The sequence below is a fragment of the Sporolactobacillus terrae DSM 11697 genome (genome assembly GCF_000648615.1).
GTDB classification, from domain to species: domain Bacteria; phylum Bacillota; class Bacilli; order Bacillales; family Sporolactobacillaceae; genus Sporolactobacillus; species Sporolactobacillus terrae.
Map to the genome: position 1 here is coordinate 55,216 of NZ_JFZC01000100.1, position 16,159 is coordinate 71,374.

Sequence of the window (16,159 nt, forward strand, 5' to 3'; positions counted from 1 at the left end):
TCCCCTGTGCCGCGGACGCCAGAATACCTCCGTTTTGATTCTCGGTTAAGACACGGGTCTATTGGTTTGAAGACGGGACAAAGTCATAAATTTTCTTTACCTGTAAGAAAAACCGGAAGGATTGCGGCTTATGCCTTCTCCTTCCGGCTTTTATCGTCAATTCATCGTTTAACGGTGACACGTTTGGCTTTTTTAATTTGTTTACTGCGCAGCTGACCGCAAGCCGCATCGATATCCGTTCCAAACTCCTTACGTACAACCACGTTAATCCCTCGTTGTCTCAGTGTCTCATAAAATATGACAACCGCTTCTTTATCGCTGCGCTGATATTCAGAATGCTCCTCAACCGGATTATACGGAATCAAATTCACATAGGACAGATGACGTTTATCCTTAAGCAGATTGGCCAGCTCAATTGCCTCTTCTTTGTGATCATTAATCCCCTTCAGCATAATATATTCGAAGGTGATTCGCCTGTTGGTCTTCTTCAGATAATAGTCGACCGCTTCCATTAATTGCTCAACCGGATAGGCGCGATTAATTTTCATGATACGGCTGCGCAATTCATTGTTCGGTGCGTGCAGCGAAATCGCCAAATTGATTTGCCAATCAAGATCCGCAAAGTCATAGATTTTCGGCACAAGCCCGCTCGTTGAAACCGTGATATGGCGCGCACCAATTGCCAGCCCGCTGCCATCGTTAATAATCTTGAGAAAGTTCACGACGTGATCAAAATTATCAAACGGTTCGCCGATGCCCATGACTACAAGATGCCCAACCCGTTCGTCCTGTCCTTTAGCATCCAGACTCTGTTGAATTTTCATCAGCTGCTCAACCATTTCTCCGCTGGTGAGATCACGATTTTTCTTGAGCAATCCGCTCGCGCAGAAACTACAGCCAATGTTGCAGCCGACCTGAGAGGTGACACAAACCGATAACCCATATTCATGCGGCATCAGTACGGTCTCAATCAAGTTGCCGTCGGTCAGCTTAAAAAGGAACTTGGTCGTGCCGTCTTTTGCTTTTTGTTCAATTTGTGTCTCCAACGTCCCCAACATAAAATAATCTTCCAGCAACTGGATCGTTTTCTTAGATACATTAGTCATTTTGTCGAAGCTATTCACCCGCTTGACGTAAATCCAGCCCCAAATTTGTGCTGCTCTAAATTTCTTTTCGCCATGGGCGACCAGCCAATCGCTCAATTGGTCTATGGTTAATCCGTAGATGGATGTTTTACTCATTATTTAATACCTCTTTTTAAAAAGTGCATATGAGTTCATATTACTGAAGATGCAGTGTTCACGCAAGCCCGACAAACCATTTACCAATAAAAAAACAAAGGGCAAGGCAGGGAAGTTCCGCCTTGTCCTGATCTGAGCACGTTTATTTTCTATGCTTAAATACTAACTTTTTTATCGGCCGTTTGTACTCGACGCCGAGTACATCAATAAGGAAAACAAAAATTGGCAACCCGACAATCAGCCCCCAGATTCCGAAGAAATGTTCGGAAAAGATCAGCACAACAAAGGTGTAGAACACTGGAAGTTCGGTCTTCGCCGACATCAGCTTTGGATTAAGCACATACGCTTCAACTGCGTGTACGAGCAAGATGGTGATCACCATATAGATCACATCTTGAACGCCGCCGATCGTGTAGCCAATGATGCAGAGCGGAATCAAGGAAATGACGACCCCGGCTACCGGGATCAGGCTCAGCACAAAGACCATGAGGATCAAACTGAACAGCTGCGGGAAATGCAGCACTGCCAAAATAATCGCAGTAATGGCCGTATTAACCAGAGCAATCACAAATTGAGCCTCAATCACTTTACCAAAGGTTTGTACAAAACGAGAACCGAAAAACGCAACCTCATCATAGAGGAAGCCGATCTTGCTGGTTTTAAATCCACGAGAAAAGCGAAGCAGCCGATCTTTTTCCAATGAAAAGAACAAACTGAGCAGCAAGGCAAGAAACACATCAATTGTAAAAGAACCAAAGGAAGAGAAGGAATCAATAACAAATTTGACGCCTGACTTCAAGTAAGATTCAACATTGTATTTCTGCAACTGATCAAGGACTGCATTGCCCACAACGGATCCGCGAAATTCTTTAACCGTCTTCAAGATTGAATCAAACAACTGAACGGTCTGATCAGCAATGATCGGCAGATAGATTGTAATCGCCGCATAAATACCGATGACGATCAGCGAATAGAGTACAATGACCACCAATCGTCTCGGTACCTTCAACTTCTGATGCAGGAACGTTTCAAGACGATCAACCAGAAAGCAAAAAATAAATGTGAGCAGCAGCAAATCAATTAAACTGCGCACCAAGTAAATCAGAAAAATAAGCAGTGCAAAAATTAGAACACGCCGAACCGATTGTTTCTGCAAATAGCCCATCAATACATTCATAGTTTCTGTATTCCTTTTCCTCATTTTTATGACGTTATCTCGTGATGTCTTGTTATAAGCACAGCTACTCTTTTATATTAGTGTTTTTTCGTTTCCGTTGCAAAAGGAAAAATTCATCTTTATATCCTATGTCTCAGCTTAAATACGAAACAGGTCGGCAGGATGTTTCAAAATGAATTTCTCATTTTTGTGCTCTTTTCATTGAACGATGTAGTACCACTTAAACCACCTGTGATCCATGAACGATGTTTTTTCCGTTAACTCACGTATCAAAAAAACCCGCTCCGATCAATCAGAGCAGGTTTAAAGGCGTATTTAATTACTGCATCATGGCCAGTGCACCCATTGGATCCCAAGGTTTCAATTCAACCGGATCCTGCGCGAATGCAGCTTTCAATTCGTCGGACAGATACTTCTTATTAATGACGACTTGATAGGTGTATTCATCCATCCAAGGATCACTCATAACGAAATAGCCTTTAGTTCCGACCTTCTCGCCCCAGCTGTTCTCAACCTTCCAGCGGTTCGGCTTTCCGTCAACGAGGTTAACACCGGTCAGCACCATCGCATGCGTTAGACAACTATGTTTGTTGTCCAATCGTTCCGCTTTTGTCATCTGGAAATCCGTGTCGAATGCCGTTGCATAATCAAACAATGCTGTATCCAGAATCCCGTGCTTGCTTTCGGAATATTGAACAACATCGCATCCAAACCAGACGGATTCATTATCTTTAATCTGGCTGATTGCAAGTGACTTCAGCGTTTCCATATCAACGTTCAAATACTTGATCGGATGTCCGCCGACAACCGTACCGAGATACTGAACGGTATAAGTTTTCTTATAAGGTTTATCTTCGGTCGGTGCATTAATAACCGGAACATAATCTTCCAATTTAATCCCAACATATTTCTTGAAAAACTGCTGTGGTGTGATGCCCAAGTCTCTGTGAAAATTCTTGTCTTCATCGCGATACTCAAAATCAAACGTCTTTGGCGGTTCACCAAGAGAAAACGCCAGCAGACGATAAATGTCGCTCAGCATTTCTGTTTTTGTTTTTTCAATTTCATCTCTCGATTTTCCTGCTGCACTTAACTCACGTAAAACACCTGCATCCTTGCGAAGCTTAGCATTCAGTAAGCGGTTCAGTTGCAGTGTGCGGCTGCTCTGAAAGGTTTCCGGCATTGCTTGCTTCGGAACAACACCGTACTTTTCAATAATAGAAACAAGCATATCCCATTGACCGCCATCCTGCTGTGGCGTTTCCATCAGCCAAGAGACAAGCCGTCCGTCAAGCGGTTCAGATGCTGTATCAATAATACTTTCAAAGAAATAGTTTGCTTTCTCAAATTTATCCCAGAAGAGGGTATAGTTTTGCGAGAGTTCGAAGTCTTTGAGATTAAATGTACCGCTTAATTTATGACGGAATGTATTTAGCGCCGCAAACATCCAGCATCTGCCACTCTGTTTTTGATCCGTTACTTTGCCGCTTTCAACTTCTTCAGAGAATACTGGATTCATAGATACAACGGCTTCGCTATTCATCGTCGCCGCATTGATCCCATTATTCATGATTGCATCTTGAATCACTTTATTTTGTGCGACACTCTGAATTTTGTCTGAAAATGCGTTGATCATTGATGTCGAGATTTCTTTTGCCATTTCAACGTCCTCCTTGTTCCAATGTTCACATAGACCATTATAGGCCTTCAACGAAGATTCGGAAAGTAACTCATCGTCAATCGCTAAATCCTGTGATCTGCTTGACAATACCCACACGGATACAACGGTGCAGCTGTTCCAGCTCCTCCTCCTGACGGACAAGCGCGGCTTCTCCCTGTTCTGAGGAAATCATTTGAAACCGAAGTGTGCTGCCCGGCGGCAATTGGGCAAGCAAAGGCAGATCCGCTGATGCAACCTGAGCAATGCGCGGATAGCCTCCGGTCGACTGGTGATCGGTCATCAAGATAATCGGCTGTCCATTTCTCGGGACTTGAATCGATCCATTGGTAACCGCTTCGGAATAAAGTTCCAACGGATTGTCAAGGGTTAACTCAGCACCATTCAACCGAAACCCCATTCGGTCGGATGATGGTGTGATTTGGTATTCTGTTTTTAGAAAGGCTTCTCTGCTTGCTGTCGAAAACCGTGGCCACAGTGTATCGGGTATCACGCGAATGGTCTGTGTCTCCTGATACTTCCGACGCGGCAATGCAGACCAACGGACGGTTTGCAGCTTAGCTTCAGCCAATACAGCCATCACGCGTCTCGCCTCTTCTGAAGGCTTCCCCACCGGAATACGATCATGCTCTTCAAGCAGTCGTCCTTCAAACCCGCCGCATCCTGCTTTCTCATAGGTCGACCGACTGCCGAACCACAGCGGTGTGTCTACACCGCCAGCTACGGAAAGGTAGCCTCTGCTTCCATGAACCATTCCGCCAATCACCAAAATCTGACCTGCACGTGCAAGGCATGGGCGTCCCGTCCCAATGCTGTTTCCGTCCAATGTCGGGCGGCAAACGGCACCGGTCAACGCAAATAAGCAATCTTCAGTAAAAAGAATGCTGGGACCAAGGAAGGAAAACTCAATCATGGCTGCTGATTCATGGTTTCCGGTCAACCAATTCGCCAATTTTGCCGACGGCTGATCCATGGCGCCGCCAACGATCATGCCGTACCGCTGATAGCCGTAGCGCCCCAAGTCCTGCACCGAAGACGCAAAGCCCTTTTGTATGACAATCAGTGTCATGCCTGTTCCTCCTTAATCCGCAAATACTCCGGTTCTGAAATCGCATCAAACACAACCCGGTCTCCCGCTTTAAGCAAGGTTGGCGGATCGGATTCTGGCTGAAACAGCGGGACAGGCGTTCTGCCGATGATTTGCCATCCCCCAGGCGAATCGAGTGGATAGGCCCCCGTCTGTTTTCCAGCAATGCCGACGGATCCCGCAGCAATTTTCAAACGTGGATTTGCTCGGCGCGGCGTTGCCAGTTCTTCAGGCAGCCCGCCTAAAAAAGGAAAGCCAGGGGCAAATCCAAGCATATAAACAAGATATTGTGGTTTCGTGTGCTTTTCAATGACCTCACGGGGTGTTAAATGATGCACATGCGCGACCTCGTCTAAATCTGGACCGAACTCGCCTCCGTAGCAAACAGGGATATGTACAACCCGTCTTTTTGCTTCTTGATCGGGTTCATTGCTCATTTGTCCACTTAATTGGTTGAGATAATCGATCACCTGTTGCTGAGCGGACGAGCCATCCTTTTTCCCGCTTCGGCTTACTTCTATTGGATTATAGTAAAACACGACATTCGTGTAAGCAGGTACATATTCAACAAAGCCTTTGAAGGGACTTCGGTCAAATCGTTCCGTGAATTGGTTGACTTTCATTTGTATCTCAGGTGCGATGCGATCCCCGAAAATGACACGAACCGCTTGATCTCCGAACGGTTCAATAACCATTTTATAAATTCCTCCTTTTCCAAGAATCGTGCAGACCCATTGTGCCTTGATTCTCTATACTCACTTCTGGTTTCCGTGCGGGCAGTGCGGCGGACTTCTCACACCTGTCTTTTGCTTCCAGCAAAGACGCTGTGTTAGGGCCAATGGATTTTATTAGAAAACTTGGCTTTGCCATCGATCTTGTGCCTGACGTGCACTACAGCTGCTCGCTTGCCGCGGCCAGTCCAGGAGCCTCCTCAGACAGGCAGGAATCTGCGGGGTCTCGCCGGCACGCATCAACTAAGCACGATCCCGCAGGCGCCAGAGCTCCTCCGCTTTGACGCTTGGCCAAGACACTGGGCTATTGGTTTGAAGACAGGTCAAAATCATATACTTTCTTATCCTGTTAGAAGACTTGGCTTTGCCAAGCCTCTGGCGAAGGCAAAGTCGCCGCCCGCGACGGCCATGGACGGCCTAGTGTTCGGTGAGCCGCAGGACGCGGCGTTCTACCGAACCACTTACACTCGTTTCCTTAAATCTTTTATTTTCTATCCTTTCTTACCAGTGTAAGAAAAGGAACTTGCCGAAAACAGCAAGTTCTCATGATCATCCGTCATCCATTTCTTTGTCGCTTCCGCTTGTTGCCGCAAAGCATGTTGTCAAGCGTATCATAGAATACTGTACGCTGTATCTTTTTGATCCGTTATGAACATATGGCCCGGCGCATGCGTAATCGCAATTTCCGGTTTGCTGTTCATCACCGCTGCTTGCGGCGTTACGCCGCAAGCCCAGAAGACCGGAATCTCTCCATCCCGAATCGGCACCGGATCGCCAAAGTCCGGATGTGCCAGATCGCTGATCCCAATCTGAGCTGGATTGCCGAAATGAATCGGCGCACCATGGACGGAGGGATAGCGGCTGGTCACCTGTACCGCCCGGATGGCTTGTTTTTCCGTCATCGGCCGCATACTGACGACGACGGGACCGGAAAACACGCCGGCAGGGGCGCAGGCAATGTTGGTGCGATACATGGGCACATTGCATTGTTCTTCAATTTGCCGGACTGGAAGATTATTTTCAAGTAATGCCTGCTCGAAACTAAAGCTGCAGCCAATCAGAAAAGAAACAAAATCTTCTTGCCAGTAGTCCCCAATCGTTGCTACCTCTTCAGACAGCTCCCCATGACGGTAGATGCGATATTTGGGAATATCCGTCCGTATATCCGCACCGTTTGCCAGTTGTTTCACAAACGGACTGCCTGTATCCAGTACTTCCAGCAGCGGACAAGGTTTGGGATTACGCTGGCAGAACAATAAAAAGTCATAAGCTATATTTTGAGGCAAAATGACGAGATTGGCTTGCGCATACCCATTTGAAAGACCACTGGTCGGGCGCGCCCACACTCCATTGCGTATCAAGGCGCGAACTTCAGACGGCGTCCGATCAGCAAGAGATAATTCATTCATCCCACTCACCCTCACCGTTATTTTTTCCAAGAATCAATCTTAATTCCTCGCGTTTGCAATGCTTCACGTATCGTCGCTGCGAATGCAAGTGCGGCAGCTCCATCGCCATGGACACAAATCGTTTCTGCGCGTACCTTGGTTTTCCGACCGGCTACAGTCGTGACCGTTCCCTCGCGAAGCATCTCAAGCACTTGCTGAAGTGCCTGATCTGTATCTGTAATCAGTGCATCCGCCTGAGACCTTGGCGTTAATGAGCCATCGGGCTGATAGGTTCTGTCCGCATACGCTTCATAAACGACATGAAGACCTGCGTTCTCACCGGCAGTGGTCAGATAGGTGCCGTCCATACCAAACAGAAGCAGATTCGGGGCGACGTCATGTACCGCTTGAACCACAGCATCCGCATATTTTTTTTGATCGGAGGCCATATGATACAATGCACCATGCGGCTTCACATGATTTAAATCAACCTTCTGCGCTGCGGCAACGGCTTGGAGTGCGCCGATTTGATACACGATCATATCGTAGATCTCAGTCGGAGTTATATCCATCTCGCGCCTGCCAAACCCTTTAAGATCCGGCAATCCGGGATGCGCACCAATGGCCACCCGATTCTTTTTTGCGCGAAGAACCGTGCGCCGCATTTCCGAATAGTCGCCGGCATGAAACCCACAAGCGACATTTGCCGATGAAATAAGCGGCAGCACTGCCTCATCATTCCCAATCACATAATGTCCGAAGCTTTCTCCCAAATCGCAATTTAGATCAACTTGATTCATTCTCTGTTCCTTCCTTTTTGTTCATCAACTTGATTCCTTGAAAAGCTATGCAGCGGATGCAGCTAAACGCTCCCTTAGAACAGTGATGAAAAGCCTTTAATCACTGATTCAACACCGGCATACGCCATAAAGACAACAATAATCCATCCGAAAATGGTCAGCCATAGTGGGTGCTTATACAACTCGCCCATTATCTTTTTCTTCGTGACAGCAACCAATAAAATGGCTAGAGCAATAGGAAGAATCAGGCCGTTAATTGCTCCGACAATGACCAGTATCTTCGCCGGGCTGCCGATAAAATAAAAAACAGCTGTCGAGAAAACGATGAAGAAAATAATTAAGACCGGGCGCAATTTATGAAAAATGCTCTCGGTGCCCTTGTCTGTCGAATAGTTTAAGAAAGACACCGAAGTAAAGGTTGAACCTAATGTTGAGGTCATTCCGGCAGCTAGAAGGACCAGTCCAAAAAATTTATAGCCAAAATTCCCGGCTGCTGCACTGAAAATACTTGCAGCAGGGTTAAGCGGATTAAGCTTGAAGCCTTCTGCAATGACGGCAAGCGCGGCAAGAAAAAGCAGGACACGAATAAACGACGCCACACCAATGCCGGTCAACGCCCCTTGATTTATGTAACGAATACTTTCCTTTCCTTTAAGTCCGCCTTCAAGCAGTCGATGTCCACCTGAAAAGGATATGTAGCCGCCAACCGTACCGCCAACGATCGTTACAATTGAATAGAAGTCAATATGCGAAGGCGCGATGGTATGAATCGCAGCTTGTCCAACTGGAGGCGAGCTGATTGCAACTATAAAGATGATGAGCAGCACCTTTACAACCGCAAGTACTTGAACCGTGCGATCCATGACAATCAGCGCATTGCGAACAAGAAAAATAATTAATGCGATCGCTCCGCCAATTAACGCACCATTTTCCGGAGAAATACCGAAGAGTACATTAAAACCAAGACCAACACCGCCTATATTGCCAATATTAAAAGTCAAACCGCCAATGACAATTAGCGCCGTGAGTACGTAGCCGAGCCCCGGTACCAATTCATTGGCAATCTGTTGTGCGCGTTTTCCCGAAACACAGATAATTCGCCAAATGTTCAGCTGAACACCAATGTCAACAAGAATACAAACAAGTATGGCGAATCCGAAATCAGCGCCCATTTGCGATGTAAATGCAGCCGTTTGCGTCAAGAAACCTGGCCCAACAGCCGACATAGCCATAAGAAAAGCTGCGCCCATCGCAACATTGAACGCCTTTTTATTATTAAGCATGGAACTCCTCCTAGTTGTAAGAAATCATGACACAGCAATTATACACTATAGTTATAAAAATCTTCAAACTAATTTTTGGAAAATATAAAAACCACCGAAAAGTCACCATTTTATCCTATAAAATGAATAAGGTAACACCGATCTTCAGAATTGCAGACAAAATAGTTTAACTATGGGTATTCGCGTAGTATACTTACACCGTACACAACGCACATATTTTTATCCCGTGCACATATGTGCAAGTGGTGGGGAGGTAAACATGAGCGAAACAGATCTAAAACGAGAATGTGCCAAAAAAGCGTTGGCGCTGATTCCCGATCATTCGGTTGTTGGCCTTGGCGGCGGCAGTACGATTCGTCATTTAATCCAATTTATTAAAGAAAAGCCTGAGCGAAACATCCAAGTCGTCACGCCTTCAATGCAGACAAGACAGCTATGTCTGGCAAACGGTCTCACCGTACTTCACACGGAAGCGGTCGACCACATTGATCTCGCTTTTGATGGCTGCGATCAGGTTGATGAACAGTTAAACGCATTGAAAAGCGGCGGAGGCATCCACACACTGGAAAAATTGATTGCGACGATGGCAGACGAGTATATCTTGCTCGTGGATCAATCCAAGTATGCACCCGCACTTACATTCGAAAAGCCGGTTGTACTTGAACTCTTAGCCGAAGCACAAGCCTATGTCACGCATCAAGTCAAGCAGCTTGGCGGCCGACCGGTCATGCGTCAAAGTGAAGGAAAAGACGGATTCACGATCTCTGACAACGGACACCCGCTAATGGATGTTTTTTTTCAAAAGGTCCGTAACATTCGTCAATTAAACCGTGAATTGGCATCCATTCGTGGCGTGATTGATACATCTTTGTTCGTTAATGTTGCAACCAAGGCACTGATCGCCGGTGAAAACAGCATAAAGTGGCTGAACAAATCAACTCAAGAGGTGACAATCCATGACTGAACCGAATTGGGCCATCATTGGTCCCGGGGCCATCGCATCTGAATTTGCACAAACGCTGCAAGCAAACGGTCGTGAAATTTACGGAGTTGGCTCACGTAATCTTGAACGTGCTCAAGCCTTTGCCGATCAGCACAACATCAAGCATGCTTACGGGAGCTACAGCGATCTGCTGCATGACCCGGCAATTGATATTATTTATCTGGCAACCCCGCACTCCCATCACTATGACTACCTGCTTCAATGTCTGGAAAACGGTAAGCATGTACTCTGCGAGAAAGCGATCACCGTAAGCAGCAGACAACTGGATCCGGTTCTGGCTTTGGCACAGAAAAAAGGACTGATTGTCGCGGAAGCGATGACCATTTACCATATGCCGCTTTATCAAAAAATAAAAGAACTGATCGCAAATGGTGCAATTGGAAACCTGAAAATGGTCAACGTCACCTTCGGCAGCCTGAAACCCTACGATGTCTCGAACCGTTTCTTTAATAAGGATCTTGCCGGCGGCGCCTTGCTCGACATCGGCACCTATGCGCTCTCCTTTGCACGCTTCTTCTTAACCAGTCAGCCTGATGAAATCTTAACAACGGTTAAACCGTTTGAGACCGGTGTCGATGAACAATCGGGAATTATTTTAAAAAATCCGGATGACGAGATGGCGGTCGTCACTTTAACCATGCGCGCAAAGCTGCCGAAACGTGGTATTGTGACCGGCGATAAAGCCTACATTACCGTGGACAACTTTCCAAGAGCAGACCAAGCAACCATCACTTATCCGGATGGTCGCACGGAAGTGATCAAAGCCGGCAGTACCGCAAAAGCAATGGTTTATGAATATGATCACATGAATGCTGCGGTCAGCGGAGCGATCACGGAACAGACTGCGCGTCTGACAAACGATGTCATGCAGATGATGACCAACATCCGTGATCAATGGGGAATCCGTTATCCATTTGAATGAGGCAGATTCGCTCAAATCATAGTTTTTAAATTAAGAGAGCGTTTTCTTTTTAATTTTTATATGTCTGTATTACAATATACCTGTGATATTAATTACACTAAATTCTGACTTGAAGGGAAGATGTGCAATGAGCATTCAAGACACAGTCCTGGAACACGCAGTAGATTCAGAATACAAATTATATATTGGAGGAAAATGGGTCACAGGCACGGAAGGCAAAAAGATCGCAAGCTATAACCCAAGCAACGGCGAAAAGCTGACTGAATTCGTTGACGCTAGCCATGCCGATGTAGACGCTGCAGTTGAAGCAGCGACAAAGGCTTTTGAAACATGGAAAGACACCAGCGTTCAGGAAAAAAGCGCCATCCTGCTGAAAATTGCCGATCTGATCGACGAAAATACCGAACATCTTGCACTTGTTGAAACGTTGGATAACGGCAAACCGCTCCGGGAAACAACAAACATTGATGTTCCGGCTAGTGCAGATCACTTCCGCTATTTCGCAGGCGTCATCCGCTCTGAAGAAGGCACAGCAAACGCTCTGGATGAAAATACATTAACAATTAACTTAAAAGAACCATTAGGGGTTGTCGGCCAAGTCATCCCTTGGAATTTCCCATTGCTGATGGCAGCTTGGAAGATTGCCCCGGCGATTGCTGCGGGGAATACGGTTGTAATCCATCCATCGTCCTCAACATCGCTCAGTTTGCTTGAACTCGCGAAGCTCCTTGATCAAGCGCTTCCTGCTGGTGTTGTGAACGTCATCACCGGACGCGGATCGGATTCAGGCGACTACATGCTGCACCACGAAGGATTTGCTAAACTTGCGTTTACCGGGTCGACCCAGATTGGTTATGAGGTTGCCGAAGCAGCCGCAAAACGGCTCATTCCGGCAACACTCGAACTCGGCGGCAAATCGGCAAACATCTTCTTCGATGATGCCCCTTGGGAACGTGCCATTGAAGGCGCACAACTCGGTATTCTATTCAACCAAGGTCAAGTATGCTGCGCCGGTTCTCGAATCTTCATTCAGGAAGGGATTTATGATAAATTTGTAGCCGCTTTGAAAGAAGCATTCGAAAAAGTAAAAGTCGGTCTCCCCTGGGAAGATGGCGTACAAATGGGCGCTCAAGTCAACAAACATCAATTGAGTCAAATTCTTGATTACGTAAAAATCGGTCAGGACGAAGGCGCAAAACTTGTTACCGGCGGCTGCCAGCTGACAGACAACAACCTAGATAAAGGGGTATTCATGGCGCCAACCTTGCTTGCAGATGCAAAGAACACCATGCGTATTGCCCAGGAAGAAATCTTTGGACCAGTTGCAACTGTCATTAAATTTAAAGATGCCGATGAAGTAATTAAACTGGCGAACGAATCGGATTACGGGCTCGGCGGCGCGGTTTGGACAAAGGATATTAACAAAGCATTGCGTGTCGCTCGCGGCGTACGCACCGGACGCATGTGGGTCAACACCTACAACCAGCTCCCTGCCGGCGCTCCGTTTGGCGGCTATAAGAAATCCGGAATCGGACGCGAAACATACAAGAGCATTCTCGATGCATACACGCAAACCAAGAATATTTATATCAGCACCAAGGAAGACGTCGACGGTCTTTATTAATTTTGAGCATTACAGTGCATTTTAAAAAGAGGGTCTCATCCTGTCTTTGGACACTGAGACCCTCTTTTTTGCCATTCAGAACCGATAGGCCGCGTGGTCACGCAATTGAACAGTGCATCGGCAACTGAGTTTTCTTAAATATAATTATTCCGATCTTTTTACTTATTTTATCTTGACAAACCCCTTGGGCGAAGCTAAACTTAACTCAATTAAATGAATCTTATCAAGAGCGGCGGAGGGACTGGCCCTGAGAAGCCCGACAACCAGCACATCGGTGTATGGTGTTAATTCCAGCAGATTAATTTCTGGCAGATAAGACTAGCATCGGCGATATAAGCCGCTTCTCAATAGTCTGCGAGAAGCGGCTTTTTCATCATCTGCTCACGCACCTTCTTCTAAGATTTTATTTAATGTACTCGAAATGAACAAAGGGAGCGATTCACATGGCAGAAGAACACAAGTACGGATTTGAAACGCTGCAGGTCCACGCAGGACAGGTGCCTGATCCTGCAACAGGCGCACGTGCAGTGCCGATTTATCAAACAACATCGTTTGTTTTTAAAGATGCGGATGAAGCAGCCGATTTTTTCCAACTGAAACGACCGGGTAACGTGTATGCACGAATTATGAATCCTACCGAGGATGTCTTTGAACAGCGTGTCGCTCAGCTTGAAGGCGGATCTGCCGCACTAGCAACCGCTTCAGGACTCGCAGCAATCACCTATTCGATCTTAAATGTTGCAAACAGCGGCGATCACATTGTTGCAGCGTCGACATTGTACGGCGGAACCTACGAATTGTTTAACGTGACCTTGAAAAAGCTCGGCATCGATGTTACCTTCGTTGATCCGGATGATCCGGAAAACTTCCGCAATGCGATTCAGGATAATACCAAAGCGCTTTACGGTGAAACAATCGGAAATCCGAAAATCAACATCCTTGATATTGAAGCCGTTGCGAACATTGCTCATGAATACAATATTCCACTGATCGTCGATAACACATTCGGTACACCTTACCTTGTTCGTCCGATTGAATTTGGCGCCGATGTTGTTGTACATTCCGCTACAAAATTCATTGGCGGTCATGGCACTGCGATTGGCGGCATCATCGTAGACGGCGGAAAATTCGACTGGCGTGCAAGCGGCAAGTTCCCGGACTTTACGACACCGGACAAAAGCTACGGCGGTTTAGTTTACGCAGACCTCGCTCCGGCTTCCTTTGCCGCAAAAGCGCGTGTTCAGCTGTTGCGCAACACCGGTGCAACCATCAGCCCGCAAAATGCTTTCTTATTCCTGCAAGGCCTTGAATCGCTCTCGCTTCGGGTAGAACGCCATGTTCAGAATGCCCGCAAGGTCGCCGAATACTTGAATAACCATCCGAAAATCACATGGGTTAATTATCCTGACTTAGAAGATAACCCGTACCACGACCTTGCGAAAAAATACTTCCCAAAAGGCGCCGGCTCGATCTTTACATTCGGCGTTAAAGGAGGCCGTGAAGCCGGCAAAGCACTGATTAATAACGTGAATCTCTTCTCCTTGCTGGCAAATGTCGCCGACGCGAAGTCGCTGATCATTCATCCGGCAAGCACCACACATGCAGAACTGACACCAGAGGAACAGGCGGTTACCGGTGTAACACCTGAACTGATTCGTGTATCTATCGGCGTTGAAACCGTAGATGATATTATCTACGATCTGGATCAAGCACTTGCAAAAATTCCAGATACAGTAGAAGCAAAATAAAAAAAGAGATGTGTTACATTACAGGGGTTATTGCATAAGGGAGTCTGCATACGCAGGCTCCCTTATATTATGACTGCAGCCTAACTGAATCTGCCCTTCTTCAGCATGGTTTCAACACCGCCGATCTTTACCAGTGAACGGTTTTCAATCACCTTTTTCATCACGGATGCCGGACGACCTTTTAACCCTTTACCCATGACTTCCCCAACCGCATCATCGCGTCCAAGTGAACAAACCGTCCCTTTAAACTTGAAAACAAACGGCTTTGTCGGTCTATCATCCAGCATTGCTTTAACATTGTAGGCAGCACAATCTGCCTGTTGCAGTGCGATTTGAGCAGTCGTCGGATAAGGTTGCCCGCTGCCTGGATCAATCACTGCGGAACAATCACCGATAATCAGTATCTCCGGATGATCCGGAACCGACAGGTCATCCATGACACGCACGCGACCGCGCCGCTCTTCAAAACCTGAATCACGGACAACCGCACTCCCACTGACGCCGCCTGTCCAAACAAAGGTCCCTGCCTTTAACGATCGAACATGTTCCTCCGTGCGATAATAAATCTTCGCTCCATCAAATCCGCACACACGCCCAATTAAAAAGTCAACACCGCGATCGCGAAGCTTGCGCGATCCGTATGCAGCAAGCCGTCGATTGAACATCGGCAATGCCTTTGGCGTCGGCTCAATACAAACAATGCGCACCTGTTTGGCATCTACTTGATAACGCGTGATTAATTCCGGAATACGATGTGTCAATTCACCGAGAAATTCAAAACTGGTAAATCCAGCTCCCCCGACCGCAACCACCAATCGATCCGAGCGCTGATCTTCAGTCCACGCTTTAAATTGTTCCTCGATATGGTTGCGGATTCTGATCACGGAGGGAATGTCAGAAATAGCAAGTCCAAAACGGTCCATCCCTTCAATCCCATAATACTCAGGCACAAATCCGAGTCCAATGACCAGATAGTCATAACTCACCGGATCATGATTCTGCAGCAGAATCATTCGCGTTTTCTTAACCACACGCAAAACGGTATCTTGAACAAATTGAGTCCGTTTTGGATCGATGACTTGCTGTAACGAATAACAGATTTCATCAGCATCCGCCGTTCCGGCCGCAACCTCATGAAGCGATGTCTTCTCACAATGATAGTTGTTTTTATCAATCAGAATCAATGCGGCGTTCGGTTTCATCCTTTGCAGTCTCTTTAACGTACGCAGTCCTCCATACCCCGCACCTAAAATAACGATTCGCTTTCTCATGGTCAATCCCTCCTCAATTGATCTTGAAGAACTCATCCAAGCAAACAGGAGATCGTCACAAATTATTCACATTTCCCTTTTTTATTGTAGCCCATAATGTAAACGCTTTCAATATAAAGATAAGAAAAACCGGGCAAAATACGCCCGGTCCTTTTTTGTTTAGAGATAATCTTTAATTCTGTATTCCTGGCCGTGAACCCCTTTGT

General features: G+C 46.6%; 13 protein-coding genes and 1 riboswitch. Of the genes, 4 read left to right on the top strand and 9 right to left on the bottom strand.

Annotation, left to right across the window (positions count from 1 at the left end; translation table 11 throughout):
* Positions 1 to 161 precede the first annotated feature (161 nt).
* The 8 genes from rlmN to AA84_RS0116300 all read right to left on the bottom strand — a co-directional run bounded on the left by rlmN (position 162) and on the right by AA84_RS0116300 (position 9,385).
* A complete protein-coding gene (gene rlmN / locus AA84_RS0116265) occupies positions 162 to 1,241 on the bottom strand; it encodes a dual-specificity RNA methyltransferase RlmN (RefSeq protein WP_028978095.1) in 1,080 nt (359 codons plus the stop codon).
* A 142-nt stretch (positions 1,242 to 1,383) separates the two neighbouring features.
* Positions 1,384 to 2,418 (bottom strand): AI-2E family transporter, encoded by a 1,035-nt coding sequence (locus AA84_RS0116270; RefSeq protein WP_028978096.1) that lies wholly within the window; start codon positions 2,416 to 2,418, stop codon positions 1,384 to 1,386.
* Positions 2,419 to 2,737: 319 nt separating this feature from the next.
* A complete protein-coding gene (locus AA84_RS0116275) occupies positions 2,738 to 4,078 on the bottom strand; it encodes a C1 family peptidase (protein WP_028978097.1) in 1,341 nt (446 codons plus the stop codon).
* A 76-nt stretch (positions 4,079 to 4,154) separates the two neighbouring features.
* The gene (locus AA84_RS0116280) at positions 4,155 to 5,165 is read right to left on the bottom strand and encodes a 5-oxoprolinase subunit C family protein (protein WP_028978098.1); all 1,011 of its coding nucleotides are present in this window, start codon (positions 5,163 to 5,165) and stop codon (positions 4,155 to 4,157) included.
* On the bottom strand, positions 5,162 to 5,878 hold the full coding sequence (pxpB, locus tag AA84_RS0116285) for a 5-oxoprolinase subunit PxpB (RefSeq protein WP_028978099.1): 717 nt from the start codon (positions 5,876 to 5,878) through the stop codon (positions 5,162 to 5,164). The genes AA84_RS0116280 and pxpB overlap by 4 nt, the downstream gene beginning before the upstream one ends.
* Positions 5,879 to 6,525: 647 nt before the next feature.
* Positions 6,526 to 7,323, bottom strand: coding sequence for a putative hydro-lyase (locus tag AA84_RS0116290; protein WP_010027616.1), 798 nt, complete (start codon positions 7,321 to 7,323; stop codon positions 6,526 to 6,528).
* A gap of 17 nt (positions 7,324 to 7,340) precedes the next feature.
* A complete protein-coding gene (locus AA84_RS0116295) occupies positions 7,341 to 8,102 on the bottom strand; it encodes a LamB/YcsF family protein (protein WP_028978100.1) in 762 nt (253 codons plus the stop codon).
* Between the two features lie 74 nt (positions 8,103 to 8,176).
* Entirely contained in the window at positions 8,177 to 9,385 is a 1,209-nt protein-coding gene (locus AA84_RS0116300; RefSeq protein WP_028978101.1) for an NRAMP family divalent metal transporter, read from the bottom strand.
* Between the two features lie 259 nt (positions 9,386 to 9,644).
* Here AA84_RS0116300 and rpiA point away from each other — a divergent pair, with 259 nt between their 5' ends.
* The 4 genes from rpiA (at position 9,645) to AA84_RS0116320 (ending at position 14,682) form a co-directional block, all read left to right on the top strand.
* Positions 9,645 to 10,349, top strand: a complete 705-nt coding sequence (gene rpiA / locus AA84_RS0116305; RefSeq protein WP_028978102.1) for a ribose 5-phosphate isomerase A — start codon at positions 9,645 to 9,647, stop codon at positions 10,347 to 10,349.
* A complete protein-coding gene (locus AA84_RS0116310; RefSeq protein ID WP_028978103.1) occupies positions 10,342 to 11,310 on the top strand; it encodes a Gfo/Idh/MocA family protein in 969 nt (322 codons plus the stop codon). Before rpiA ends, AA84_RS0116310 begins: the two co-directional genes overlap by 8 nt.
* Before the next feature lie 127 nt (positions 11,311 to 11,437).
* Positions 11,438 to 12,934: an aldehyde dehydrogenase family protein gene (locus AA84_RS0116315; protein WP_028978104.1), complete on the top strand. Its 1,497-nt coding sequence runs from the start codon at positions 11,438 to 11,440 to the stop codon at positions 12,932 to 12,934.
* Positions 12,935 to 13,151: 217 nt separating this feature from the next.
* A riboswitch (SAM riboswitch) is annotated at positions 13,152 to 13,253 on the top strand.
* A 124-nt stretch (positions 13,254 to 13,377) separates the two neighbouring features.
* Positions 13,378 to 14,682 (top strand): O-acetylhomoserine aminocarboxypropyltransferase/cysteine synthase family protein, encoded by a 1,305-nt coding sequence (locus tag AA84_RS0116320; RefSeq protein WP_028978105.1) that lies wholly within the window; start codon positions 13,378 to 13,380, stop codon positions 14,680 to 14,682.
* An 80-nt stretch (positions 14,683 to 14,762) separates the two neighbouring features.
* Here AA84_RS0116320 and AA84_RS0116325 read toward each other — a convergent pair whose 3' ends face one another.
* A complete protein-coding gene (locus AA84_RS0116325) occupies positions 14,763 to 15,953 on the bottom strand; it encodes an NAD(P)/FAD-dependent oxidoreductase (RefSeq protein WP_028978106.1) in 1,191 nt (396 codons plus the stop codon).
* Positions 15,954 to 16,159 lie beyond the last annotated feature (206 nt).